A 25,493-nucleotide genomic window follows, 5' to 3' on the forward strand; every position below is an offset into this window, starting at 1 on the left:
GCGTGCTCGCCACCCCCGCCTGATCGGCGTGCGGTCTTCTACTCCGCCGGAGCGAAGTTGTAGATCGACGGCATCGCGGACTGGATCTGCGCCTCGACCGTGATGGCCTCGGGGTCGTAGACGCTGATCTGATCGATGCGGTAGAGGGGCAGGAACCAGGCGTTCTCCGTGACGTATCGGTTGATGTCCTGTGCCGCAGCCTCGCTGTCCTCGCCGCCCTCCTGCACGACTGCGATCAGCTCCTCCAGCTCCGGAGCCGTCGTCTGGAAGGGGTTGTAGGTCGCTGTCGGGGCGATGATCTGGTTGACCGCGACCCACGCCTCGCCCTGGAACAGGTTGAAGTTGAAGGCTTCGAACTTCCCCTGCACGGCGTCTGCGACGTAATCCGCGGGAACGGCGCTGACCTGGTTGACCGTGATGCCCACTTCGCTCAGCTGTTGGGCGATCGCCGTGATCTGCGTGGCGAAGCCGTCGATGACGGGCAGGGTGATTTCCAGTCCATCCTCGTAGCCCGCGTCCGCGAGGAGTTCCCGCGCCATGTCGGGGTCGTAGGTGTAGTAATCCTCGAGGTCTTCGACGAACGCGCCGCTCTCCGGACCGAACACCTGACTTGTCGCGGTGCCCCGTCCGAGCTGCAGCTGCTCGAGGAGGGTCTCACGGTCGACGGCGTAGTTGATGGCCTGCCGCACGCGGGCGTCGGCGAGGGCGGGGTTGATGGTGCCGTCACGATCGAAGAAGGTCACTCCCGTCCAGTCCACCTGGTAGTCGGGGATGATCTCCATCCCCGCCCCTTCCGCCTGATCGGCCGTCCGCGCGTCGAGTGTCGTCCAGTCGACCTGGCCGGAGACGATCGCGTTCGCCCGTGCGGAGAGGTCTTCGAGGATGCGGAGTTCGACGGTGTCGAACTTCTGGAGGTCCGGGTTCCAGTAGTCCTCCTTCGCGGTGAAGACGGACTGCGAGTCGCGGACCGAGCTGTCGGCGTCGTAAAGGTAAGGACCCGTGCCGACGGGATCGGTTTCGAGCGTTCCGGCCTCGATCGCCGCGGGGCTCGCCATCAGTCCGGCCGCCTGGCTGAGGTAGAACTCGAAGGCGGGGTCGGGCTGGGCGAGGGTGATCTCGACGGTGTCTTCATCGACGGCCGTCGCCGATTCGTACTGGGTCAGCTGCACGGCCTGGCGACCGTTGCCCGCCTTGAAGTGCTCGAAGTTCGCCACCACGGCTTCGGCGTCGAAGGGCTCGCCATCGGAGAATTCGACGTCATCGCGCAACTCGAGCGTGAGCACCGTGCGGTCGTCGTTGTAACTCCACTCGGTCGCGAGCATCGGGCTGAGCTCCCCGTCGGGTTCGCGCAGGACGAGGGTGTCGTACACCAGCTGATACGGCACGAACTGGTGACCGACGTGCGCCTGCGACGGATCCCAGGAGACGACGTCGCCCAGCTGACCGAGGGTCAGGGTGCCGCCGCGCGTGGCGTCGTCACCCCCGTCGCTGGTTCCGGCCCCCGCGTCGGAGCCGCCCGCGCTGCAGCCGGAGAGGAGAAGGGCTCCCGCGGCCAGTGCGCCGATTAGTTTCGTCGTTGATTTCATCGTTCCCTCATTGCCTCGTTGGAAGAGCAGAAGCTGTGTTGCCAGCAGTTCCATGGAAACGTTCCTGGAACATTCCGTCAACGAATTGCCAAACGTTGCCATAGACTGTCCTGGTCCGCGGTATCGAGCGCACTGATGACGGGAGTCGACATGAGGGTCACCGCCAGGGATGTCGCCCAGCGCGCCGGTGTCGCCGCCTCCACCGTGTCGCGCGCGCTGAATGACCCAGGGCGCATCAATGAGCAGACTCGACAGCGGATCCTCGACGCGGCACGCGAACTCGGGTACGCGCCGACGGCACCGCGGGCCGTCGAGCGCAAGGGACTCGTCGCGCTCCTCGTGCCGGACGTGACGAACCCCTTCTACTTCGACATCATCCGTTCGACGCAGGAGCAGTTGCGCACGGCGGGGTTCCTGCAGTTGCTGATCGACACCAGCGAGTCCGGCACGACGGAAGCCGACACCCTCGCGCAGCTGGCGGGCCTCGTCGACGGGGTGATCCTCTCGGCGACCCGGCTGGATGCACCCGCTCTGCGGGAGGCGACGGCGCGGCTCCCGCTCACGGTCATCAATCGCCAGCACGAGGACATCCCGAGCGTCCTGATCGATATCCGTACCGGACTCATCCAGGCGATCGACCACCTCAAGGCCCTGGGGCACCGCACCATCGCCTTCATCGCGGGTCCTCCGGGTTCATGGCAGAACAGGTGGCGGTGGAAGGAGTTCGAGGAGCAGGTGCTCGCGCAGGAGCTTCGTCCCGTGCTCGTCGGACCCTACGCGCCGACTCGAGCAGGCGGTGCAGCCGCGGCCGATGCCCTGGTGCTCACCGAGGCCACCGCGTGCGTGGCCTTCAACGACCTTCTGGCCATCGGCATCCTGCAGCGACTGCGACAGCGGGGCATCCGCGTGCCCGAGGACATCAGCGTCGTCGGCTGCGACGACATCTTCGGAGCCGACTTCAGTGCGCCACCCCTCACGACCATCGCCGGTGACACCGAGCAAGCGGGACGCCTCGCAGCCAGCCGGCTGATCTCGACGCTCAACGGCGAAGCACCACGCAACGGGACCACTCTCATCCCCACGCACCTGCTCGTCCGCGAGTCGACCGGGCCGGCTCCCTCCCATCCCGCCGCGCGTCAGCGCGCGGGCGGGTGAAACGATGCGCCGCGCCTCACCGACTGAGGGTCGCGAATCGGCGGATCGACAGCGGCACGAAGACGACGAGCATCACGACGGCGAACACGAGGACGTAGACGACGGGATACTGCAGGGGCCACGCGTCGGCGACCGGTGCGTCGGCCGGCACGTTGCCGAAGAGCACCCGCGCCGCCTGCACCAGCGCCGACACGGGGTTCCACCCCGCGAAGACCCGGAGCGGGCCGGGCAGGTTCTCGCTCGGCACGAAGGCATTGGAGATGAACGTCAGGGGGAAGAGGATGAGGAACGAGGCATTGTTGATCACCTCGGGGCTTCGCACCACGAGGCCGAGGAAGGCCATCACCCACGAGAAGGCGTACGAGAAGAGCATCAGCAGCCCGACGCCGGCGAGGAAGCTCAGGACCGACGACTCCACCCGCCAGCCCACGATGAATCCGGTCCCCATCATCACCACGAGCGAGAGCACGTTGATGACGAGATCGCCGACGGTGCGGCCGACCAGCACCGCCGACCCGTTCATCGGCAGCGTGCGGAACCGGTCGATGATGCCGTCCTTGAGATCCTGCGCCATCGCCGAGCCCGAATACGTCGAGCCGAACACGATCGTCTGGGCGAAGATCCCCGCCATGAGGAACGAGGTGTAGTTCTCACCCGGCACCGCGATCGACGACCCGAACACGAAGGTGAACAGCAGCACGAACATGATCGGCTGGATCAGGGTGAACACCAGGATGTCGGGGACGCGGACGATCTTCTTGATGTTCCGCCACGTCGCGACATAACCATCCGACAGGAAGCGGCTGAGAGGTGTGCCCGGCTCGGCCTCGAGGGTCGTGGAAAGGGCGGCGGTCGATCCGCCGCTCGTGCGTGCCGTCGTGCTCATGCCGCGGCCTCCTCATCGGTCGCGCTCTCGGCGGCATGGCCGGTGAGCTGCAGGAAGACGTCGTCGAGGGTCGGCCGGCGCATGCCGGCGTCGTGGAGTGCGACACCTGCCGCCGCCACGTCTGCCATCACGGCGCTCAGCGCGCCCGCCCCGTCGGCGACCGGGGCGACCAGGGTTCGCTCGCCGTCGGCGACGACCGCCCCGGTGCCGCGGCGGCGGAGGATGTCGGTCACCACCTCGGTATCGCCGTCGTCGACGAGCGTCACCGCGACGCGCTGACCCCCCACCGAAGCCTTGAGCTCGTCGGCGGTGCCTTCGGCGATCACTTTGCCCGTGTCGATGATCGAGATCGAGTCGGCCAGACGATCGGCCTCCTCGAGGTACTGGGTCGTGAGCAGGAGTGTCGTCCCGCCCGCGACGAGCGACTCGATGACATCCCAGAGCGCCAGCCTGCTGCGCGGGTCGAGCCCCGTCGTCGGCTCGTCGAGGAACAGGACGGGCGGGTTGATCACCAGCGCCCCGGCGAGGTCGATGCGGCGCCGCATGCCCCCCGAGAACCCCTTCACGGGGCGGTTCTGGGCCTCGACGAGGTCGAACACCTCGATGAGCTCGCGGGCGCGTTGCGTCGCGCGGCGCCTCCCGAGGTGGTAGAGCAGGCCCACCATCAGGAGGTTCTCGAACCCGGTGAGGTTCTCGTCGACCGCCGCATACTGCCCGCTCGCGCCACTCATCCTCCGGATCGCCTGCGGGTCGGCGAGAACGTCGACGCCGTTGATGCTCGCCTGACCCGAGTCGGGGCGGATGAGGGTGGTCAGCACCTTCACAGTGGTGGTCTTCCCCGCGCCGTTCGGGCCGAGGAGGGCGGTGACCGTTCCCTCGGGAACCTGCAGGGTGAGGCCGTCGAGCGCGCGCACCTCGGGTGCGCCCTTCGGCTGATAGGTCTTGACGAGGTCTCTGGCCTCGATGAATGCCATGGGCGGGATGCTACTCCCCCCGTGTGACATCCCGTCGGCCTGAAACATGACGCCTTACGACGCCGTATGACGCCCGCTTTCGAACCGTGACGTCACGCGTTGCGACGCCCCGCGGGCGGCCCGTTTACTGACTGCCCACAGGCCACGTCCGCAGCATCCAGGAGACCCATCATGTCCGCAGAGAACCCCACCCCGTCCGGCGAGAGCGACCTTCGCTCCGCCCTCACCGCGCAGAAGAAGAAGCGCCGCACCGCCGCCATCGCTGTCGGCGCGGTCGCCGTCGTCGGCCTCGTCGCCGGCGCCGTCGCCATCGTGGCGAACCTCGGCAGCGCCGACCCCGCCGCCAGTGCCGCCGAGGCCTCCACCGCGCCGGAGGAGCTCAGCGTCACCATCGCCACGGCCGAGGACAGTGTGTTCCAGGACACCATCGCCGAGGTGGCGGCCGAGAAGGGCCTCGATGTCGAGTGGCTGAACGTCGACGACTGGGTGCTCCCCAACACCGAGCTCGTGGCCGGCACCGTAGACGCCAACGCGTTCCAGCACATCCTCTACCTCAGTGCGTTCAACACCGAGAACGACGCCGACATTACCCCGGTGTTCTCGACCGTCATCACCCAGTGGGGCATCTTCTCGGCGACCCTCGACGACGTCGACGCCCTGCAGGACGGCGCGCGGATCGGCATCCCGGATGACCCGTCGAACGGCGGCCGCGCCCTCAACATCCTCGAGTCCGCCGGGCTCATCGAGCTCTCCGAAGACGCCGGTGACTTCCCGACCGTCGACGACATCGACACCAACGACCGCAATCTGCAGTTCGTTCCGCTTCCCGCCCGCGACATCCCGCTCCAATTCGAAGACCCGAGCCTCTCGGCCGTGATCGTCGGCACCTCGTACTTCGACCCGTCTCAGGGAATCGGCGCCGACGACGCGCTGTTCCTCGACGACTCGCTCGACGAGAAGAACCTGCCGTACGTCAATGTGGTCGCCACTCGAGCGAACGACGTCGACAACCCCGCGTGGGAGATCCTCGAGGAGGCCTACGCCGACCCTCGTGTGGCCGAGGCGCTGGAGGAGGAGTACTTCGGGAACACCGTGCTGGTCGACGTCGACATCGACGACCTCCGCGCCAAGCTCGCCGATCTGGAAGCCGCGGCCGCGCAGGGCTGAGCCCCGGCGGTGCGCAGAGAGGATACGGACATGACGACCGCCATCTCTTTCGAGGACGTGTCGAAGACCTTCACCGTCCGCGGCCGCCGGGTCGACGCGCTCCGCTCGGTCGACCTCACCGTCGAGCGGGGCGAGATCTTCGGGATCGTCGGATACTCCGGCGCCGGCAAGTCGACCCTCCTGCGCACCGTCAACGCCCTGGAGCGTCCGACCTCCGGACGCGTCGTCGTCGACGGCGTGGAGATCTCCTCCCTCGCCGGGCGGGAGCTTTACGCCGCACGCCGGGGCATCGGCATGATCTTTCAGCAGTTCAATCTGCTGCGCTCGCGCACCGTGTTCAAGAACATCGCCTACCCCCTGAAGCTCGCCGGGTGGACGGCCGAGCAGATCATCGACCGCGTCGAGGAGCTGCTGGACTTCGTCGGCCTCGCCGACAAGGCCCTCGCCTACCCCTCGCAGCTGTCCGGTGGGCAGAAGCAGCGCGTGGGCATCGCCCGCGCGCTCGCGACGCGCCCCGACATCCTCATCTCCGACGAATCCACGAGCGCCCTCGACCCCCAGACGACGGGTGAGGTGCTCGACCTCCTCACCCGCATCCACCGGGAGCAGGGAGTGACCATCGTGCTCGTCACCCACGAGGTCGACGTCGTTCGTGAGATCGCCCACCGCGTCGCCGTCATGGACAGCGGCCGGGTCGTGGAGACCGGGAGCGTCTACGACGTCTTCTCCGCCCCCCAGAACCCGACCTCTCGGCGATTCGTCTCGTCGGTGCTCCGCCACGTCCCCTCTGCCGAGACGCTGGACCGATTGCGTGCGCGTCACCCTGGGCGCCTGGTGCAGGTGCGGATCGCCGATCACGACGGCGCGGGGACGGTGCTCTCGAGGATCGCGCGCGACCACGGCGTGGACGCGAACGTGATCTACGGCGGCGTGGACGAGTTGCAGGGACGCGCCTTCGGCACACTCACGGTCGAGCTGGTGGGTCATCCGTCCGACATCGACGACGCCCTCGACGACCTCCGGGCGGTCACCACCGTGTCGGACCTGGCCGACACCCGAGCTGCGGAGGCCGCGCATGCGTGAGTTCGACCTCGAGGCATTCTTGCCCCGCTTCTTCCAGGCGCTCGCCGAGACGGGACTCATGGTCTCGGTGGCCTTCCTGGGTGCGGCCGTCATCGGCATCCTGATGGGCCTGCTGCTCTACGCCTCGAGGCCCGGGAATCTGCTCGAGAACCGGGTGATCTTCGGGGTGCTGAACGTCGTGATCAACGTCATCCGGCCGATCCCCTTCCTCATCGTCGCCATCGCGCTCATCCCGCTGACCCGGTTCGTGTTCGGCACCGGCATCGGCCCGCTTCCCGCGACCCTCCCGCTCGTCCTCGTCGCGAGCGTCGCGATCGCCCGCGTCGCCGAGTCGAATCTCGTCGCCGTCGACCCGGGATCGATCGAGGCGGGGGCGGCGATGGGTGCGAGCCCCGCCCGGGTGCTCTTCACGATCGTGGTCCCCGAGGCGCTGGGGCCGCTCACGCTCGGGCTCACCTACATCCTCGTTGCGCTCGTCGATGCGACGGCCGTGGCCGGCGTCGTCGGAGGCGGGGGACTCGGCGACCTTGCGCTGAAGTTCGGGTACGCGCGGTTCGACTGGATCACCGTGCTGATCGTCGTCGTCACCCTCATCGTCCTGGTCCAGCTCGCCCAGCTGATCGGCAACGCCGTCGCGAAGCGGGTGCTGCATTGAGCGCCGTCGACGCGCGTACGATTCCGGGCGCTCGAGCTCAGGAGGAGCCGAGGGATGACCGCTTCGCGGCCTTCCTGGACCGGGTGGCCGTCGGCGCGGTCGACCGCGAGCGCGACCGCCGGCTGCTCTTCGACGAGGTCGCCGAGCTGCGCGGACTCGGGTTCGGTGCGCTGCGTGTGCCCGCCGCCCACGGGGGAGAAGACCGCGCCTTCGCGGAGGTCATCGACCGCGTCATCCGCCTGTCTGCCGCCGACGCGAGCCTCGGGCACCTGTGGCGCGGCCACATCGCCTTCGTGGAGGACCTCCGTGCGCAGGGCGGGGGAGCGGATGACCGGTGGTGGCGACGCATCCTCGACGGCGACCTGATCGGCAACGCCCAGTCCGAGCGCCAGAGCACCGCGCGGCTGGAGACCCGCATCGACCGGGACGGCGACGAGCTGCTGCTCACGGGCACGAAGTACTACACGACCGGCAGCATCTACGCCGACTGGATCCACCTCGCCGCGCTCGACGGCGGCGAGCGCGTGGCGGTCACCGTGGCGGCGGCGCACCCGGGCGTTCGACCCGTCGACGACTGGGACGGCTTCGGCCAGCTGCTGACCGGCAGCGGCACGACCACCTTCGAACGCGTCCCCGTCGATCCGCGCGACGTGGTGCCCTCGATCGAGGACGAGCGCCGGTGGGCGGCGCTCGGGAGCGTCTTCCAGCTCACCCTGCTGGCCGTGATCGCCGGCATCGCCCAGCGCGCGCTCGACGACACCGTCGCGTTCGTCCGGCCGAGGCGGCGGACCTTCGGCTTCGCCGGTGAGACGCTGCCCGCCGACGACCCCCTCGTCCAGCTCGTCGTCGGCGAGGTCAGCGCGGCGGCCGCCGCCTCCAGACGCCTCGTGCTCTCGGTCGCCGTCGAGCTCGGCGACGCCCTCGAGGATCGGGGAGCCGGCAGTGCCGAGCGGCTCCGCGCGCTCCAGCTCGAGGTGTACCGGCTGCAGGAGGTCGTCCCCCGGCTGATCCTCGACGCCGCGACGCGTCTGTTCGAGGTCGGCGGGGCGTCCGCCGTGAGCGTCAGCACCGCCCTCGACCGTCATTGGCGGAACGTCCGCACCATCGCCTCGCACAATCCCGTCGTCCAGCGCACGCGCGCGATCGGGCAGTGGGAGCTGCGGGGGACGCTCCCCGCATGGAAGGCCCCGGGTGCATGACGATTCCGTCTCCGCTGACGGCTGACGACGTCGGCCGGCGCGCGAGCACCGCGGAGCTGGTCGAGCGTTACCGAGCGGTGTTCGACGAGATCGGCACCGGAGCCGTCGTGCGCGAGCACGAGCGGCGCCTGCCGTTCGCCGAGGTGGAGCTCCTGCGGGCGTCCGGCTTCACGCGGGTCACGCTGCCGCGCGAACTCGGGGGAGACGGGGCCGACCACCATGCCCTCTTCGAGCTGCTCACCGAGCTCGCCCGACGCGACCCGAACCTCGCTCAGCTCCTTCGCTCCCACTTCGCCTTCGTCGACCGCACCCTGCACGCGGAACCGTCCACCACCGCGCGCGTGCGTCTCGCCCGGATCGCCGAGGGCGCGATCCACGGCAATGCGACCTTCGAACGGGGGCCTGCGGGGGTCGGCGCATACGCGACGACCCTTTCTCGCGATGAGCGGGGGCTGCGGCTGGACGGGCGGAAGTTCTACAGCACGGGCACCCTCTTCGCCGACGTGGTGGGGGTCCTCGCCACGCCCGATCCCTCGACCGGGCTCGGGCCCGAACCGGTCAGCGTGCTCGTCGCGACCGATGCTCCCGGGCTCACGCGCGTCGATGACTGGGGTGGGTTCGGGCAGCGGATGACCGGCAGCGGGTCCACGGTCTTCGACGATGTCCGGGTCGCGGAGGGTGACGTCGTCGCACGTTCCGCCGCCCCCGGCCACGCCGGCGCTTTCGTGCAGCTCGTGCTGCTCGCCGCCCTGACCGGGATCGGTCGCGCCGTCGTCGATGATGCCGCCCGCTTCGTCCGGGAACGCACCCGCTCGTACTCCCATGCGAGCGCCGATCGACCTCGCCATGACCCGATCGTCCAGGAGGTCGTGGGTGATCTGTCCGCCCTTTCGTTCGCCGCCGACGCAGCGCTGAGTCGCGCGCTCGCCGCTCTGGCGCGTGCGGCGGAGTCATCGCATCCCTCCTCATCGTCGCCGCAGGGTGATGACCGGGCAGCCGCGATCGCGGCCGCCGACCTCGCCACCGCCCAGGCGCAGCTCGTCATCGTCCCGAACGTGCTGAGAGCGGCGACCGACCTGTTCGAGGTGGGCGGCGCGAGCGCCCTCGGCGCGCAGCTCGCGCTCGACCGCCACTGGCGGAACGCCCGTGCGCTGGCATCCCACAACCCCGCGCGGTACAAGGCCCGCATCGTCGGCGACCACCTCGTGAACTCCACCCCGATCGTCGCCTGGTGGACCAGCGGCGAAGCCTGACCCGGAAGAATCCCCCTATGACCTCACCGTCCCGCGAGAAGAAGCCGCTCATCCTGAATCTGTTCGAGATGAACACCGTCAGCCACATCACCCACGGGCTGTGGACGCTGCCAGACAACAACCGTCACCGTCACGGCGAGATCGGGTACTGGACGGAGCTGGCCCAGATCCTCGAGGGCGGCGGATTCGACGGCGTGTTCCTCGCCGATGTCGTGGGCGCGTACGACACCTTTCGCGGCAGCCCCGACACCGCCGTGAAGGAGGGTCTGCAGATCCCCTCGCACGACCCGCTGCTGGTGATCCCGCTCATGGCCGCCGTGACCCGGCACCTCGCGTTCGGCGTCACCTTCTCCACCAGCTACGAGCCGCCCTTCTCCTTCGCGCGTCGGATGTCGACCCTCGATCACCTCACCGGCGGCCGCGTCGGCTGGAACATCGTCACGTCCTACCTTCCGAACGCCGCACGCAACTTCGGCCTCGCCGACGAGATCCCGCACGACGAGCGCTACGAGATCGCCGATGAGTTCCTCGAGGTCGTGTACAAGCTGTGGGAGGGATCGTGGGATGACGACGCCGTCGTCGCCGATCGCGAGAACGGCGTGTTCGCCCGGCCCGAGATGGTGCGCTACATCGACCATGTCGGTGAGCACTTCCGTGTGGCGGGACCCCACCTGGTCGAACCGTCGCCGCAGCGCACGCCCGTGCTGTATCAGGCGACGCAGTCGCCCGCGGGGATCGCGTTCGCGGGGCGGCACGCCGAGCTCGTCTTCACCGGCGGACGCACCGCGGAGGATTTCCGACGCCACGCCACCGACATGCGGGCGGCTGCCGTAGCGAGCGGCAGGGCGGGCGACGACGTGAAGTTCATCGTGCAGGCCGGGGTCGTGGTCGGTCGCACGGAGGAGGATGCCGCGGACAAGTGGCGCCGCTACCGGGAACGGCAGAGCCTCGATGGCATCCTGGCGCACGCCAGTCTGCCGCTCGATCTTCCGCGTCTTCCGCGGGAGCAGACGATCGCCGCGGCCCTCGCCGAGGCCGGGCTGCCGCCGGAGGCGATGGGCCCGATCGACGGGTCGGCGACGGTCGGTGCGGTGCTCGACCGGTTCGCCGCGCAGCGCGAGGGGCGCTTCTTCGTCGCGGGCACCCCCACCGTCGTGGCCGACGAGGTCGAGCGCTGGCTCGACGAGGACGGCGTGGACGGGATCAACTTGCGCCAGTACCACTCGTTCGACACCGCGCGCGACTTCGCCGAGCTGGTGGTGCCGGAGCTGCGACGGCGCGGACGGATCCGGGAGCGCCCGGCGGAGCCGCAGACACTGCGGGAACGGCTCTTCGGCAGGGGCCCGCGCCTCGCCGCGCCGCACCCGGCGGCCGCCTACCGAGGGGCTGCCGGCGTGCAGACGAGCCGGGAGCCGCTGCGGTTCACGGTGTGAGGGTCTCCGACGCGTGAGGCGCGCTCCGTCCCTAGACCAGGACGGGCGCGAAGCGTGCCGACGGCACCGCCCCGCTCCTCCGGGGGCCCGACCGGCTCCTCGACGGCATGCTCCCGTCATCGCGGCACCTTCGCCCTGAGGTGATACGAGAATTACGAATTGATTTTATGCTAGACAATCTGTAATGCGTGTTACATTATGGACCGCGACGCTCGATGACGAACGCTCCGCAGAAAGGTCCACCGATGGCACACTTCCCCCGCACCCACCGCGCGATCCTCGCCGCCACCGCCCTCGCCGCGAGCGGCATCCTGCTCGCCGGCTGCGCCGCGGCCGCAGGCTCCGAGAGCGCGGACGACGCGTCCGCCGAGCCTGTCGAGATCGCCGGCGTCGAGATCGCCGTCGACGACGACGCGCGTGCCCTTCTTCCCGACGACATCACCCAGGCGGGACGGGTCACAGCCGCCACCGACGCCCCGTACGCCCCGTTCGAGATGTTCGTCGAGGAGGGCTCGGAAGAGCTCACCGGTGTCGACATCCTGCTCGGGCAGGCGATCGGCGGCAAGCTCGGCATCGACGTGGAGTTCGCCCAGCAGGGTTTCGACGGCATCATCCCCGCCCTTCAGGCCGGCAACTACGACCTCACCATCTCGGCCATGACCTCGAGTGTCGAGCGCATGGACGTGCTGACCTTCGTCGACTACTCGGCATCGGGCACCGGCATCCTCACGCGCGCCGGCAACCCCGACGACATCGAGACCTACCTCGACCTCTGCGGCAAGGATGTCGCAGTGCAGACCGCAACGAGCCAGGTGGACCTCGTCACCGGGGTCTGGCAGGCCGAATGCGAGGCCGAGGGGCTCGATCCGATCTCCCTCGCCGAGTTCCCGTCCGACTCCGACGCCCAGCTGGCGATCACGGCCGGCAAGGCCGTCGCGTCCCTGCTGACCAAGCCCAGCGCCGGGTACGTCGCGAAGACGACCAACGACGGCGAGACGTTCATGGTGGTGGAGGACCCCGCGGCCCCCAACGGCTACGACGCCACGCTGAACGGCATCGGCGTGCTCAAGGAGAACGAGCAGTTCGCCGAGGCCATCCAGGCGGCGCTGCAGAGCCTGATGGACGACGGCACCTACACCGCGATCCTCGCCGAGTTCGGCGTCGAGGGAATCGGCATCGAGACCGCGACCATCAACGCCGCCGCCGAGGCCGCGTCCTGATCGGGGGAGCAACCATGGTCACCTCCCCGGCTCCGGTCGACAGTCCTCCGTCCCCTCCGGCCTCCCGCTCCGGCGAGCCCCCGCACCCCACGCCGGCCCCGATCACCGCGGTGCCCCTCCGCCACCCGGGTCGCTGGATCTCGGGCGCGATCGTGGGGATCCTCGCCGCCGCGCTCATCCTCGGATTCGCACAGAATCCCAACCTCGACTGGCCCACGGTGGGGGAGTACCTCTTCGCCCCCCTCACCCTCCAGGGGCTCGCGACGACGATCTTCCTCACCGTCGCCGCCATGGTCATCGGCCTCGGGGGCGGAATCATCGTGGCGATCATGCGGCTCTCGCCCAACCCCGTCCTCCGCGTGGTCGCGGGGCTGTTCGTGTGGGTGTTCCGCGGCACCCCGGTGCTGCTCCAGCTCATCTTCTGGGGCTTCATCGGCGCCTTCCTCCCGAAGGTCGTCATCGGCATCCCGTTCACGAGCGTGGAGTTCTGGTCGGTCGAGACGAGCGACCTCATCCCGGCGACGGTCGCCGCGCTCCTCGCGCTCGGCCTGAACGAGATGGCCTACGCCTCCGAGATCGTCCGTGCCGGCATCCAATCGGTCGACCACGGGCAGACCGAAGCCGCCCACTCCCTCGGGATGACCCCGGGTCGCACCATGCGCCGGATCGTCCTGCCCCAGGCCATGCGGGTGATCGTGCCGCCCATGGGCAACGAGGTCATCACCATGCTGAAGACCACGGCGCTGGTGTCGGTCATCGCCGGGCGCGACCTCATGTCGAACCTCCAGGCCGCGTACGCCCAGAACTTCAAGATCATCCCGCTCCTCATCGTCGCGGCGATCTGGTACCTGGCCCTGACCAGCATCCTGGCCATCCCCCAGGCATGGCTCGAGCGACGCTACGGACGCGGCGTCGCCGGCGCCCGCGAGAGCAGCACCCTCCGACTCCTCCGCACCTGGAAGGGCGGCGCGAAATGACCTCCCCTGCGACCTCCGCCGCGCGTGAAGCGACCGCTCCCGCGGCATCCGCCCCCGGGGCCACCCACCCGCACACCGACACCGCGATCATCGACGCCCGCGACGTGCACAAGCGCTTCGGGTCGCTCGAGGTGCTCAAGGGCATCACCCTCCAGGTCGAGCGCGGCCAGGTCGCCTGTCTTCTCGGCCCCTCGGGCTCGGGCAAGTCGACCTTCCTCCGCTGCATCAACCACCTCGAGAAGATCGACGCGGGGCTCATCCGCGTCGCGGGACGCACGGTGGGCTACGCCGAACGCGGCGGCAAACTCTACGAGCTGAAGGAGAAGGATGTCGCGCGACAGCGTCGCGGCGTCGGCATGGTCTTCCAGCGGTTCAATCTCTTCCCCCACATGACCGCGCTCGAGAACATCGTCGAGGCGCCCACGCAGGTGCGCGGGCAATCGCGCGCCCAGGCGAGGGAGCGCGCCCACGAGCTGCTGGACCGGGTCGGCCTCGCAGACAAGGCCGGTGCGTACCCGAGCGCCCTCTCGGGGGGTCAGCAGCAGCGGATCGCGATCGCCCGCGCCCTCGCGATGGACCCCGAGGTGATGCTCTTCGACGAGCCGACGTCGGCGCTGGACCCCGAGCTCGTCGGCGACGTGCTCGACGTCATGCGCGACCTGGCTGCGTCGGGCATGACCATGATCGTCGTGACGCACGAGATCGGCTTCGCGCGAGAGGTCGGCGACGTGGCGGTGTTCATGGACGGCGGCGTCGCCGTCGAGCAGGGCGATCCCGCCCAGGTGCTCATCGACCCGCAGGAGGCGCGGACTCGGTCGTTCCTGGCGAAGGTCCTCTAGGTGCTGTTCCGGACGGATGCCGCGGCGTCGGCATCCGCGGAGGCGCTGCGCGCCCACGCCGACGATCAGCTCTCGCAGTACCGCCACGAGCTGGCGCACCTGGTCGGGATCGATTCGGGCTCGTACTCCCCGGACGGCGTCGACGCCGTGGGTGCCTGGTGCGCGGCGCGTCTCGCGGCGGCCGGTTTCGCGGTGGAGACGCCGCCGACCCCGGTCGTCGACGGTCGCCGCTTCGGCCGCGTGGTGGTCGGGCGCCGACTCGGCACCGGAACCCGCCGCATCCTGCTCTTCGCCCACATGGACACGGTCTTCGCCGACGGCACCGCAGCGCTCCGTCCGTACCGGGAAGTCGGCGGTCGCGCCTACGGCCCCGGCGTGAGCGACGACAAGGGCGGCCTCCTCGCCGGGATCCACGCGGCCGATGTGCTCGATCGCATCGGCTACGCCGGCTACGGCGAGCTCATCCTCGCCTTCACCCCCGACGAAGAGGTCGGCGCCCCCGCGTCGGGTGAGCTCCTGCGGGCGGCCGCCACGGGCGTGGATGCGGCTCTCTGCCTGGAGTGCGCCCGCGAGAACGGCGACGTCGTCGTCGCGCGGAAGGGCGTCGCCGACGTGCACGTCGACGTCTCGGGGCGGGCGGCGCACGCCGGCGTCGAGCCCGAACGCGGCGCGGACGCGGCCGTCGAGGCGGCGCGACTGCTGCTGGACGCTCATGCGCTGGCATGCGATGGCGATGTGACGGTCAACATCGGCGTCGTCGCCGCCGGCGAGCGACCCAACATCGTCCCGGCCGTCGCGACCCTCCGCGGAGAGGTGCGGGCCTGGACGGCGGCGGCACTCGAGCGGACGCTCCACGCCCTGGAGCGTCGGGTCGAGGCGACGACGGTTCCCGGTGTCGGTGCGACCTTCCGCCGCGAGGCGCTCTGCCCGCCCCTCGAGGCGACCGACACGGCGGTGCTGTTCCAGGCGGCACGGGCGGTGGCCGCCGACGGGGGGTGGCCCCTGGGTGGGGCCGCGACGGGAGGGGTGTCCGACGCCAACTTCATCGCGGCGCTCGGCGTCCCGGTGCTCGACGGACTGGGCCCGATCGGCGGGGACGATCATTCCCCGACCGAGTGGCTCGACCTCGCGTCGGTCCCCGAGCGCGTGGCGCTTCTCGCCGGCCTCGTCGTGCGCATCGCCGAGGGGTGAGCGCAGTACTGTCGAGGCGGAGGTGCCCGAGATGACCGATGCCGGTGTCGCTGAATCCATCCGGCGCGGGATGGCGGACTGCTCACCCGCCGAGCGGAAGGTCGCTCGCGTGCTGCTGTCGGCCTACCCGTCCGCGGGTTTCGAGACGGTCGCGAGGCTCGCCGAGCGTGCCGGGGTGAGCGGCCCGACGGTGCTGCGTTTCGTGCACCGGCTCGGATATCGGGGCTTCCCCGACTTCCAGGAGGCGCTCCGCCACGACCTCGACGAGCGGTCGGCGTCCCCGTTGCGCATCCTCGCCTCGCGCCCGCCGGCGGACGGCGAGCCGCAGGGCCTGCGCGACCGGGCCGCGGCGATCACCACCGGCACGATCCAGAGAACGTTCGACGACGTGAGCACGCACGACCTCGAGCGCTGCGTGGAACTCATCTCCCAGGCATCCGGATCGGTGGTCATCGCCGGCGGCCGGTACAGCAATCTGCTCGGACGCGTCTTGGCGCTGCACCTCGAGCAGCTGCGGCCACGGGTGCGGATGCTCTCGGACCAGCCTTCTGCGCGGGCGGCGATGGTCGAAGATCTGGGGCGCCGTGACGTGATGGTCCTGTTCGACTACCGCCGCTACGAGGAGCAGACGCTCCGGCTCGCGCGGCACGCGCGCGCACGGCACACGGCGGTGGTGCTGTTCACCGACACGTTCCTCTCGCCGATCGCGTCGGAGGCCGACGTCGTGCTCGCCAGCGAGACGGCCGCGCCGTCGCCGTTCGACGCGCTCACGCCTGCACTGGCGCTCATCGAGACCGTCGTCGCTGGGTGCTTCGAGCGCCTCGGCGATGCCGCGGTGGACCGGATGGCGCGAGCCGACCGCGCCGCCGCCGACCTCGGTCTCTACTGAGTCCGGGGCGCCCCGCGGATGCGGGACGCCCCGGACGAGGCGCGAGCGCTCAGTCGGCGACGCGGATGTCCATCCGGAGGTCGGAGAACGACACGGCGCCCGCGGGAGTCGTCCAGACGTCGGTCTTCCGGTCGCGGGTGAGCACCGTCTCGAACGAGGGATCGACCTCGACGCTCACGCCTAGCCCCGTGCCGCTGCGCGACGCGGCGACCTCGAGGGCCAGATCACGCAGGGAGTACACGCCGCCGGGGCCATCGATGGAGTCCCAGACATCCGTCCGCACGGCCGCATCGGCGCCCCGGGGCTTCAGCTTCTTCGCGCCCCGCGCGTCTTCGACCTCGGCGCGACCGCGCAGGTCGATCTCGTCTCCGGCGCTCGCGTAGCTCCACCGCACGTTCTCGACGCCGGTGTCGGTGAGCGTCGCGCGGGTCACATCGAGGATCGAGGCGCCGTGCTCGCCGATGACGCGCCCCTCGTGGTCATCGCGGTCGAGCACCACCGCCGTGGTCTCGTCGACGCCGAGGACGTACGGGTTCCCGGTCTCGAGCGCGAGCTTCGCTGCGCGTCCCTGGCGGCCCCAGGTCGTGAAGTGACTGTCGAGGAGGACCCCGTCGACGAATCCGAACCCGCCGGCGGGGAGGTAGCCGAGCGCGGCGGCGTCGTCGAGATAGCCGGGGGTGGCTCCGTCGCGCCAGGCCTGGTACGACTCGCCGCCGGTGATCATGTCGGCGCCCTGCTGGATGGTCAGGCCCGCGCTGACTCCCGCGACCACACCGCGGTCGGCGACCTGACGGATGGCGGTCATCGCCGGGGTGTCCCGGCACGAGGTGAACGCCTCGAGCTCGGCCGGGTCGCACGAGAACAGGGTGCGGACGTACCTCATCTGATCACCGCCGCCGAAGAACACCCCCGTCGACGCGCCGATCTGCGCCGCCACCTCGGGATCGGAGGCGCGGGCGGGGGAGTAGGCATCGCCGTCGTAGTCGGCACGGGTGTCGATCGGCACGGCGTAGGTGTCGGCGCCGAAGCGACCGAAGAGCTCGGCGTAGTAGAGCCCGTTCGCCGCAGCGTTGTTGAGCGTCGGGTCGGCGGCCTCGGCGGGCGTCCGCGCCGACGACGACGCCGCCGTCACGATCGCGATCCGCGCACGCGCGGGCCCCGTGCCGTCGGGATCGGCGAGGTCGACGATGGTCTGCAGGATCTCGGCGTTCTCTTTGAGGTTGCCGCCGATGAGGACCGCATGGGGGTCCAGGGGCTTCGCCCGGTTCAGCGGGGCGGCGGTCGCGGGGGCGGCGAGGCCGACGATCATGGCGCAGGATAGAGCGAGAACGCCCCACGTGCGAGCGGATGAGGTCACGGTTTCTCCTTCGAAACGACGACAATGAAATGTACGATACGGATTAGGTACCTTCGTGACTGAAGCTAACGCACATTACATTCCGACGGAAGAGGTCTCCCGATGACGCGAGCGCCCGAACCGCCCTCCTCGGGCCTCGACACGGCCGCGCGGATGCACGCGATCACCCCGCAGACCACGGCCGTCGTCGACCAGGTGCTCGAGTATGCGCGCCGGCGCGCGCTCTACCCCGACGTTCCCCTCGATCGCGCGATGCGCCTGGCAGACCTCCGGCGACTCGCGGGCGACTCGATCCGACCCGACGGCATGGGGTCCGAGCGTGCGCTTGCGCTGTTCGAGCACGTCCTCGCTCCCGCCTGCCTGTCGACCGATCATCCCGGCTACCTCTCCTTCATCCCGTCCGCGCCGTCCAAGGCCGCGCTGGCGTTCGACGTCGTCGTGTCGGCATCCGCGATCTACGGCGGCTCGTGGATGGAGGGCTCGGGGGCGGTCTTCGCCGAGAACGAGGTGCTCCGGTGGCTCGCCGGCGAGTTCGGCCTCCCCGCCTCGGCGGGCGGGGTGTTCGTGCAGGGTGGGACCATCGGGAACCTCTCGGCCCTCGTCACCGCGCGCGACCACGCGCGCCGGCGCGCCGCAGACGCCGAGCGCCCCGCCCCTGCCCGCTGGGCCGTCGTCTGCAGCGCCGAGGCGCACTCGTCGATCGCCTCGGCGGCCGCCGTGATGGATGTGGACGTGCTGACAGCGGCCGTGGGCGAGGACGGCAAGCTGCACGGCGCCGCCGTCAGTGCGGTGCTGGACGAGCACGCCGACCGCGTGTTCGCCGTGGTCGCGACGGCCGGAACGACGAACTTCGGCATCGTCGACGACATCGCCTCGATCGCCGACGCGGCGAACGCTGCCGGGGTGTGGTTCCACGTCGACGGCGCCTACGGACTGGCGGCGATGCTCTCGCCCGCTTCGCGACCGCTCTTCGCCGGCGTCGAGCGGGCCGACTCGGTCATCGTCGATCCGCACAAGTGGCTCTTCGCGCCCTTCGACGCGTGCGCGTTGATATACCGCGACCCGGTGCCGGCGATCCACTCGCACACGCAGAAGGCCGAGTATCTCGACACGCTGACGGATTCGCTCGACTGGAACCCCTCTGATCTGGCGATCCAGCTCACTCGACGCGCCCGCGGCCTGCCGCTGTGGTTCTCGCTCGCCGTCCACGGCACCGAGCAGTACCGGACGACGATCGCCGACGCGATCTCGCGGGCGAAGCGTCTCGCCGACGATATCCGCCGCCGCCCCGACCTGTCCCTCGTCCGCGAGCCCGACCTGTCGGTGGTGGTGTTCCGTCGCGAGGGTTGGTCGCTCGCCGATTACGAGGCGTGGTCGGACAGGCTGCTCGACGAGCAGCGCGCGTTCGTCGTACCGAGCTCGCATCGCGGCGAGCCCGTGCTGCGGATCGCTCTCATCTCGCCGCTCACCACCGACGAACTGCTCGGCGAGATCCTCGACTCGCTGGCCTGAGGCGGCGTCGATCGTCGATCGTCGAAACCGATCCCGGCGGCCGAGACCGACCGCGTGGCGACAGGTCTCGGACGTGGGGGTGGGTTTCGACGCGCCGGGGGGCCCGCGGGTGGGTTTCGACGTGCCGAGGGCGGCGCGCGGGTGTCAGTCCGCCGGAGCGGGACGACCGGGGCCGGTGAGGGGCGCGCGGGCGAGGAGATAGGCCCGCACCCGCGGGTCGGTCGTCAGCCCGATGGCACGGCGGGTCGCATCGTCCGCCTCGGCCGCCCGGCCGCGCGCCGCCTCGACCCGGGCGAGACAGACCCAGTAGGGCTGATGGCTCTCGATGGCGGATGACGGCAGGCCGGCCAGCATCCCGGCAGCCTCGTCGGTGTCGCCGACCTCGACCAGGGCCGCCGCCGCGCCGATGGTCGCCCCGATCGAGGGTGCCACCTGCAGCAGCCCGCGGTAGAGCGTCACCACCGCGCTCCACTCGGTGGTCCCGGTCTCGGCGCGCGCCGAGTGCACGGCGCTGATCGCCGCCTCGAGCTGGAACCGTCCGAGCGCGCCGGACGCCGCCGCGCGCCGGAGCTCGGCGTCGCCGCGACGACGGAGCTCGGTCGACCACAGTCGCGTGTCCTGTTCCGCAAGCGGGACGAAGGTGCTCCCCGCGAACCGGGCCGGGCGCCGACTCTCGGTGTGGAGCAGCAGTGCGAGGAGCCCGCGAACCTCGGGATCGTCGGGACTCAGAGCCGCCAGCACCTCCGCCAGCCGCAGCGCCTCGGCGCGAAGCGCCGGACGATCGCCCCCGAGATCGTCGATCAGGGCGTCGGATGACCCGTACGCGGCGTAGATCGCACGAAGGACGGCGCCGACCCGCGCGGGCAGGTCTCCCGGCGACGGCACGCGATAGCGGATGCCTGCGTCGCGGATCTTCGTCTTCACCCGGCTGAGGCGCTGACCCATGGTCGCCGGCGGCACCAGGAACACCGCCGCGATCCGCGCCGCGTCGACCCCGAGGACGGCCTGGAGCATGAGCGGGGCATGGAGGCGCTCGTCGATGGCCGGATGCGCGCAGACGAACAGCAGGGTGAGGACGTCATCGGCGGTGGGTGGGGGCTCGGCGATCTCATCGTCGGTCACGGCCATGTCGGTCATCTCCTCGGGCGCCACGGTGACGTCTCTGGTGCGGCGCCGCGCGGCGCTGATCGCGGCGTTGCGGGCAGCGACCCGCAGCCAGGCCTCGGGCGACCGCGGCACCCCGGCCTGCCTCCAGGCGGTGACGGCCTGCGCGAACACCGATGCGACGGCATCCTCGGCGGCCTGGAGGTCGCCCTCGCGGCGGAACAGCCAGCCGACGAGGCGCCCGAAGAGCTCTCGGTGAGCCTCGGCGAGCGCCTCGTCGACCGCCTCGTCGACGGCATCGTGTCGGGGGACCATCCCGCTCCTTCCCGCGCGATCAGGACATCGGCGGAAGCACCGGCCGGACTTCGACCGACCCGCGGGCTGCGGCCGGGCACCGCGCCGCCCACTGCATCGCGGCGTCCAGGTCGGGCGCCTCGATGAGGAAGATCCCGCCCAGGTGCTCCTTGGTGTCGGCGAACGGACCGTCCTGGATCTCGGCGTCGCCGCCGCGCATCCGCACCGTCGTCGCCGTCCCCGGCGGCTGGAGCCCGGCGGCGGCGGACATGGTGCCGCTCTCCTGGAGAGCGGTGACGTACGCCGCCCACGACGACCAGTAGGCCTCGGAGGCGTCCGGGTCGGTGCGGTCGGCGTAGTCGGCCTCGGCTTCCATCGCCAGGATCGCGAACTGCATGGGATGTCCCTTCTACGCGGTGGGCGCCGGCACGAGCGGGGCGGAGGTCTCGAGGAGCGTCTTCAGTCCCGAGAGGATCAGCACCCAGCCGCGCTCGATGTTCTCGGACGTGGGGCCCTCGGGGAGGCCCTCGTGGATGAGGGTGAGCTGGGTGAGCCCGGGGATCGACATCGCGGTGTCCGAGAGCACGTACGTGACGCGGCTCTCGGGGAGCTCGGCGACATCCGGTGCCCAGGATCCGCGGAAGGTCATGCTCAGCCGTTCCTCCTCGACGACGTCGGTGACGGTGCCGGTGATGACCTCGTGACCGTCCATCAGGTACGAGTATGCCGCGCCGGCGACCGCGGGGATGTGGGCTTCGAAGCCGTAGTAGTAGGCGGGGGAGATCGCCGGGTCGGTCAAGGCCCGCCAGACGTCCGCGGCGGGGGCGTTGATGGCGAGCTGGATCTTCTGGGTCGACATGATGTCCTCTCTTCGCGCCACGGTGGCGCTACCGGGAAGACGCACGAGCCCGGGGCGTTTCGACAAACACGAGAAAGATTCCTCGAGCCGGGTAGTGTGTGCCGGGTTGCGGAGGGGTGACCAGTGAGCGATCGAACGACGGGTGACAACGAGCGCCGAGCGCTCATCGTGCGCGGGGGATGGGAGGGGCATCAGCCGGTCGCGGCGACCGATCTGTTCGTTCCCTTCCTGCGTGCACAGGGCTTCGCGGTGCGGATCGAGGAGACGAACGCGGTCTACGCCGATATCGACGCGATGGCCGAGACCGACCTGATCGTGCAGAGCGTGACGATGTCGGAGATCTCGGCGGAGGCGCTCCGGGGTCTTCGCGAGGCGGTCGCCGCGGGAACCGGACTCGCCGGCTGGCACGGCGGGATCGCCGACGCGTATCGCGGCAGCTCGGACTACCTCCAGCTCATCGGCGGTCAGTTCGCGACACACCCGTCCAAGGCCCCTCACGACCGGGTGGGCGACGAGAGCGACAATTTCCTTCGTCACACGATCGAGATGACCGCACTCGGACGCGACCACGAGATCACGCGCGGCATCGGCGACATCGACCTCGTCACCGAGCAGTACTGGGTGCTCCACGACGATCTCAACGACGTGCTGGCCACCACCACGCATCCGGTGCAGCCCTACCACCCGTGGCAGCGGCCGATCACGTCGCCCGCGGTCTGGACGCGCCTCTGGGGGAACGGGCGCGTGTTCGTGGCGACACCCGGGCACAGCGTCGACGTGCTGCAGGACGCGCGGGTGCGCACCGTGATCGAGCGAGGGATGCTCTGGGCCGCGCGCGAGCGCGCCTGATCAGAAGGATGTCGTCGCGCGTGAGCGCACTCGGAACCACAGGCTGAGTTCCCGCGCCGCGCGGATCGTCGGGGCGGCGCCCTCGACGTCGTCGAGGTCGTCGAACGTGCTTCGGAAACCCACGGGGACGGACTCCTCGTGGTCGGGAACGCGCTCGAAGCCCATCGTCCACTCACCGAAGTGGCGCTCCGCGACACGATCCTCGACCAGGGTGCGCACCGAGTGGTGGCGCTGGTCGGCGGCGATCCGGCCGTAGAGGGCGCGGACCGCCGCAGGTGGGCCCTCGATCACCTGGAAGAAGCGCCCGGCCCTGTAGACCAGGAGCCCCGTGATGTCGTCGGCGGCGTTCCTGGAGCGACTGACGGTGAGGAGGTCGGTGAGCTGTTCATCGCTCAGTTGCTCGTGGGACGTGCTGGTGTAGAGCACCGACAGGAGGTCTTCGGACGGGTCTTGCGGCCCCATGGCTGCGCTTTCTTTCACGCGGTCTTCCTCATCTGCGTTGCTGGCCGATCCCGAGCGTCACCGCCACGAGCGCGTGCATCGCCTCGGTCAGATCGGGGTACTTCCCGATCGGTCGCGAGCGCATGTCGTAAGCGGTGAACCGTCGGTCGCGCTCGCGGATGATGTACCCGAGCAGCGCGCCGTTGCGGCTTCCGACGTGGAATCCGTCTTCTACGCGCGACCAGACCACACCGGCGCCAGGACTCCTGCCTCGATGGTTCACGAGCTGGCCCACTCATCCTGTTGCGCGCCGGTGAATCCACGCGTGACCCTCAGCGTGGCATACGCGACGGCTCGACGGTAGTCGAGACGCGTGGGGCCGCGTGCGCCCGGCAGGCATGGCAGGGTGGAGAGGGCCCGATTCGCAGGCGAAGGGATGGCACCGATGACGACGTCGACCGGTGAGGATGCCGCGGACGCTACGCACGCCCACGGGGTGGGCATCGTAGGGCTCGGGGTGATCTCGGCGCAGTACCTCGCGACCTTCCGAGGGCGCACGGATGTGGCGGTCGTCGCGGTCGCCGACCTCGACCGTGCGCGCGCCGAAGCGGTGGCCCGTGACATCCCGGGGTGCCGCGCCCTGTCGGTCGCCGACCTGATGTCCGACCCGCGCGTCGAGACGGTGCTGAATCTCACGATTCCCGCCGCGCACGCCGAGATCGCCCTGCAGGCCCTCGCCGCGGGGAAGAACGTCTACGGCGAGAAGCCCCTCGCGGCGAGCCTCTCGGAGGCGCGACGTGTCGTCGACGCCGTCCCGTCCGGCGCGTGGCTCGGCGGCGCGCCCGACACAGTGCTCGGCACCGGCATCCAGACCGCGCGTGCCGCCGTGGATGCCGGCCTCATCGGCCGGCCGGTGTCGGCGATGGCGACCTGGACTTCCGGCGGCCACGAGTCGTGGCATCCGCACCCCGACTTCTACTACCGAGAGGGAGGTGGGCCCCTTATGGACATGGGGCCGTACTACCTCACCTCCCTGGTGCAGCTGCTCGGCCCGGTCGTGCGGGTCAGCGGTGCGTCCTCGCGCTCGCGCGACGTGCGGCGCATCGGCACCGGCCCCCGCGCGGGGGAGCAGATCCCCGTCGAGGTCGACACCCACGTCACCGGGACGCTCGTCCACGAGGGCGGCGCCCTCTCGACGGTGACCTTCAGCTTCGACGGGGGCCAGACCGGTGCCCCGCCGATCGAGGTGCACGGCGAGGCGGGAAGCCTGCAGGCGCCCGATCCCAACCACTTCGACGGGCAGGTGCGCGTGCGACGGCACGGCGCGCAGGAGTGGGCCGACGTGCCGACGGGCGCCGGGTACGTCGGCGCGGGACGCGGCGTGGGACTCGTGGATTTCCTCCGCCCGGACGGCGGACGCGCGAGCGGGGCCATGGCCCTGCATGTGCTCGAGATCATGACCTCGTTGCTCGACGCCGCCGACGAGCGTCGGTGGGTCGAGCTGGTCACGACCGTCGAACGGCCGACGCCCGTGCCCCTCACCGATTTCGCCAGGCTCGGACTTCCCACCTCGACCGAAAGGACCCCGCTGTGAAATCTCGTTCGCTCGCCGGCCGCGAGGTGTCGGCCATCGGCCTGGGCGCCATGCCCCTGTCGATGAACAACGACCGGGTCTATCCCACCCGGGACGAGGCGATCGCCACCGTCCACGCCGCCCTGGACGCCGGGGTCACCCTCATCGACACCGCCGACATCTACGCCCCGACGTGGGACGCCATAGGGCACAACGAAGAGATCGTCGCCGAGGCGCTGCGCACGTGGGAGGGGGATGCCGCGGGGGTGTTCGTGACCACGAAGGGCGGGATCACCCGGAGCGAGGGCGAGAAGTGGGGGCGGGACGGGTCGCTCGCCTACCTGCGCTCCGCCGTCGAGCGGTCGCTGCGTGTGCTGGGCGTGGAGCAGATCGAGCTCTACCAGTACCACCGCCCCGACCGATGGATGGTCTACGGCGAGATCATGCAGAATCTCAAGTCGCTGCAGGACGAGGGGAAGATCCGCGCGATCGGCATCTCGAACGCCAGCGTCGAGGAGATCGACATCGCTGTGGAGGTGCTGGGCGAGGGGAACCTCGCGAGCGTCCAGAACGAGTTCTCGCCCAGGCATCCGGGCTCCATCGACGAGCTCCGTCATTGCGCCTCACTCGGAATCGCCTTCCTCCCGTGGAGCCCGCTGGGGGGAACCGGCGGCGGCGCCCGCACGGTCGGTGATCGCTTCTCGGCGTTCGCCGACGTGGCCTCCGAGCGCGGCGTCAGCCCGCAGCAGGTGGTGCTGGCCTGGGAGCTCGCGCTCGCCGACACCGTGATCCCGATCCCCGGCGCCCGGCGAGCGGCGTCGATCACCGACTCCGCGGCCGCCGCGGATCTCGACCTGTCCGGCGACGAGGTCGAGCGCCTGTCGTACTCCGTCGGCATCGATCCGCAGTAGGGCCGACCGTCGACGCCGGATGTCGATCGACGCGCCGGGGATGGCATACCCCAAGACGTGGCACCCGCAGCGGCTCCGGCGCAACC

At 70.3% G+C, this 25,493-nt stretch carries 25 protein-coding genes; 16 read left to right on the forward strand and 9 right to left on the reverse strand.

Going from position 1 to position 25,493, the window contains the following annotated elements:
* Nucleotides 1-38: 38 nt before the first annotated feature.
* Nucleotides 39-1,586, reverse strand: a complete 1,548-nt coding sequence (locus T9R20_RS03890) for an ABC transporter substrate-binding protein (RefSeq protein ID WP_322411235.1) — start codon at nucleotides 1,584-1,586, stop codon at nucleotides 39-41.
* Between the two features lie 150 nt (nucleotides 1,587-1,736).
* Between T9R20_RS03890 and T9R20_RS03895 the strand changes: the two genes are divergently transcribed.
* Complete coding sequence (locus tag T9R20_RS03895; protein ID WP_322411236.1) at nucleotides 1,737-2,741, forward strand: LacI family DNA-binding transcriptional regulator; 1,005 nt, start codon at nucleotides 1,737-1,739, stop codon at nucleotides 2,739-2,741.
* A gap of 16 nt (nucleotides 2,742-2,757) precedes the next feature.
* On the opposite strand, the gene T9R20_RS03900 is transcribed toward T9R20_RS03895, so the two are convergent.
* Nucleotides 2,758-3,627 (reverse strand): ABC transporter permease, encoded by an 870-nt coding sequence (locus tag T9R20_RS03900; RefSeq protein ID WP_322411237.1) that lies wholly within the window; start codon nucleotides 3,625-3,627, stop codon nucleotides 2,758-2,760.
* Complete coding sequence (locus T9R20_RS03905; RefSeq protein ID WP_322411238.1) at nucleotides 3,624-4,601, reverse strand: ATP-binding cassette domain-containing protein; 978 nt, start codon at nucleotides 4,599-4,601, stop codon at nucleotides 3,624-3,626. The genes T9R20_RS03900 and T9R20_RS03905 overlap by 4 nt, the downstream gene beginning before the upstream one ends.
* 171 nt (nucleotides 4,602-4,772) lie before the next feature.
* Here T9R20_RS03905 and T9R20_RS03910 point away from each other — a divergent pair, with 171 nt between their 5' ends.
* The 11 genes from T9R20_RS03910 (at nucleotide 4,773) to T9R20_RS03960 (ending at nucleotide 16,507) form a co-directional block, all read left to right on the forward strand.
* Complete coding sequence (locus T9R20_RS03910) at nucleotides 4,773-5,768, forward strand: MetQ/NlpA family ABC transporter substrate-binding protein (RefSeq protein ID WP_322411239.1); 996 nt, start codon at nucleotides 4,773-4,775, stop codon at nucleotides 5,766-5,768.
* A gap of 30 nt (nucleotides 5,769-5,798) precedes the next feature.
* On the forward strand, nucleotides 5,799-6,851 hold the full coding sequence (locus T9R20_RS03915; RefSeq protein WP_322411240.1) for a methionine ABC transporter ATP-binding protein: 1,053 nt from the start codon (nucleotides 5,799-5,801) through the stop codon (nucleotides 6,849-6,851).
* A complete protein-coding gene (locus T9R20_RS03920) occupies nucleotides 6,844-7,506 on the forward strand; it encodes a methionine ABC transporter permease (RefSeq protein ID WP_322411241.1) in 663 nt (220 codons plus the stop codon). Before T9R20_RS03915 ends, T9R20_RS03920 begins: the two co-directional genes overlap by 8 nt.
* Nucleotides 7,503-8,705: an acyl-CoA dehydrogenase family protein gene (locus T9R20_RS03925; protein WP_322411242.1), complete on the forward strand. Its 1,203-nt coding sequence runs from the start codon at nucleotides 7,503-7,505 to the stop codon at nucleotides 8,703-8,705. The genes T9R20_RS03920 and T9R20_RS03925 overlap by 4 nt, the downstream gene beginning before the upstream one ends.
* Nucleotides 8,702-9,958, forward strand: a complete 1,257-nt coding sequence (locus tag T9R20_RS03930) for a hypothetical protein (RefSeq protein ID WP_322411243.1) — start codon at nucleotides 8,702-8,704, stop codon at nucleotides 9,956-9,958. The genes T9R20_RS03925 and T9R20_RS03930 overlap by 4 nt, the downstream gene beginning before the upstream one ends.
* 17 nt (nucleotides 9,959-9,975) lie before the next feature.
* Nucleotides 9,976-11,391, forward strand: a complete 1,416-nt coding sequence (locus T9R20_RS03935) for an NtaA/DmoA family FMN-dependent monooxygenase (protein WP_322411244.1) — start codon at nucleotides 9,976-9,978, stop codon at nucleotides 11,389-11,391.
* A 245-nt stretch (nucleotides 11,392-11,636) separates the two neighbouring features.
* The gene (locus T9R20_RS03940) at nucleotides 11,637-12,611 is read left to right on the forward strand and encodes an ABC transporter substrate-binding protein (RefSeq protein ID WP_322411245.1); all 975 of its coding nucleotides are present in this window, start codon (nucleotides 11,637-11,639) and stop codon (nucleotides 12,609-12,611) included.
* Nucleotides 12,612-12,625: 14 nt separating this feature from the next.
* On the forward strand, nucleotides 12,626-13,588 hold the full coding sequence (locus tag T9R20_RS03945) for an amino acid ABC transporter permease (RefSeq protein ID WP_322411246.1): 963 nt from the start codon (nucleotides 12,626-12,628) through the stop codon (nucleotides 13,586-13,588).
* The gene (locus tag T9R20_RS03950) at nucleotides 13,585-14,427 is read left to right on the forward strand and encodes an amino acid ABC transporter ATP-binding protein (protein WP_416182938.1); all 843 of its coding nucleotides are present in this window, start codon (nucleotides 13,585-13,587) and stop codon (nucleotides 14,425-14,427) included. Before T9R20_RS03945 ends, T9R20_RS03950 begins: the two co-directional genes overlap by 4 nt.
* A complete protein-coding gene (locus T9R20_RS03955; protein WP_322411247.1) occupies nucleotides 14,428-15,618 on the forward strand; it encodes a M20/M25/M40 family metallo-hydrolase in 1,191 nt (396 codons plus the stop codon).
* Between the two features lie 31 nt (nucleotides 15,619-15,649).
* Nucleotides 15,650-16,507 carry a MurR/RpiR family transcriptional regulator gene (locus T9R20_RS03960; protein ID WP_322411248.1) on the forward strand — a complete coding sequence of 286 codons (858 nt, stop codon included), beginning with the start codon at nucleotides 15,650-15,652 and terminating at the stop codon, nucleotides 16,505-16,507.
* A 49-nt stretch (nucleotides 16,508-16,556) separates the two neighbouring features.
* Here T9R20_RS03960 and T9R20_RS03965 read toward each other — a convergent pair whose 3' ends face one another.
* Nucleotides 16,557-17,816 carry a cyanophycinase gene (locus T9R20_RS03965; protein ID WP_322411249.1) on the reverse strand — a complete coding sequence of 420 codons (1,260 nt, stop codon included), beginning with the start codon at nucleotides 17,814-17,816 and terminating at the stop codon, nucleotides 16,557-16,559.
* A gap of 150 nt (nucleotides 17,817-17,966) precedes the next feature.
* Between T9R20_RS03965 and T9R20_RS03970 the strand changes: the two genes are divergently transcribed.
* Nucleotides 17,967-19,376: a pyridoxal phosphate-dependent decarboxylase family protein gene (locus T9R20_RS03970; protein ID WP_322411250.1), complete on the forward strand. Its 1,410-nt coding sequence runs from the start codon at nucleotides 17,967-17,969 to the stop codon at nucleotides 19,374-19,376.
* A gap of 144 nt (nucleotides 19,377-19,520) precedes the next feature.
* Here the strand turns inward: T9R20_RS03970 and T9R20_RS03975 are convergent, their stop codons facing one another.
* From T9R20_RS03975 to T9R20_RS03985, 3 genes are read right to left on the reverse strand one after another with little or no spacing between them, the layout of a single operon-like run.
* Nucleotides 19,521-20,795, reverse strand: coding sequence for an RNA polymerase sigma factor (locus tag T9R20_RS03975; protein ID WP_322411251.1), 1,275 nt, complete (start codon nucleotides 20,793-20,795; stop codon nucleotides 19,521-19,523).
* A 19-nt stretch (nucleotides 20,796-20,814) separates the two neighbouring features.
* The gene (locus T9R20_RS03980) at nucleotides 20,815-21,171 is read right to left on the reverse strand and encodes a YciI family protein (protein WP_322411252.1); all 357 of its coding nucleotides are present in this window, start codon (nucleotides 21,169-21,171) and stop codon (nucleotides 20,815-20,817) included.
* 12 nt (nucleotides 21,172-21,183) lie between these two features.
* A complete protein-coding gene (locus tag T9R20_RS03985) occupies nucleotides 21,184-21,633 on the reverse strand; it encodes an SRPBCC domain-containing protein (RefSeq protein WP_322411253.1) in 450 nt (149 codons plus the stop codon).
* A gap of 123 nt (nucleotides 21,634-21,756) precedes the next feature.
* Between T9R20_RS03985 and T9R20_RS03990 the strand changes: the two genes are divergently transcribed.
* Nucleotides 21,757-22,482, forward strand: a complete 726-nt coding sequence (locus T9R20_RS03990) for a ThuA domain-containing protein (RefSeq protein ID WP_322411254.1) — start codon at nucleotides 21,757-21,759, stop codon at nucleotides 22,480-22,482.
* Here the strand turns inward: T9R20_RS03990 and T9R20_RS03995 are convergent, their stop codons facing one another.
* The gene (locus T9R20_RS03995) at nucleotides 22,483-22,962 is read right to left on the reverse strand and encodes a BLUF domain-containing protein (RefSeq protein ID WP_322411255.1); all 480 of its coding nucleotides are present in this window, start codon (nucleotides 22,960-22,962) and stop codon (nucleotides 22,483-22,485) included. It abuts the gene before it with no gap.
* A gap of 10 nt (nucleotides 22,963-22,972) precedes the next feature.
* On the reverse strand, nucleotides 22,973-23,206 hold the full coding sequence (locus T9R20_RS04000; RefSeq protein WP_322411256.1) for a hypothetical protein: 234 nt from the start codon (nucleotides 23,204-23,206) through the stop codon (nucleotides 22,973-22,975).
* Nucleotides 23,207-23,368: 162 nt separating this feature from the next.
* Here T9R20_RS04000 and T9R20_RS04005 point away from each other — a divergent pair, with 162 nt between their 5' ends.
* Entirely contained in the window at nucleotides 23,369-24,517 is a 1,149-nt protein-coding gene (locus tag T9R20_RS04005; protein ID WP_322411257.1) for a Gfo/Idh/MocA family oxidoreductase, read from the forward strand.
* Complete coding sequence (locus T9R20_RS04010; protein WP_322411258.1) at nucleotides 24,514-25,407, forward strand: aldo/keto reductase; 894 nt, start codon at nucleotides 24,514-24,516, stop codon at nucleotides 25,405-25,407. The genes T9R20_RS04005 and T9R20_RS04010 overlap by 4 nt, the downstream gene beginning before the upstream one ends.
* Nucleotides 25,408-25,493 lie beyond the last annotated feature (86 nt).

It is taken from the genome of Microbacterium invictum (assembly GCF_034421375.1).
In the GTDB taxonomy this organism is placed as follows: domain Bacteria; phylum Actinomycetota; class Actinomycetes; order Actinomycetales; family Microbacteriaceae; genus Microbacterium; species Microbacterium invictum_A.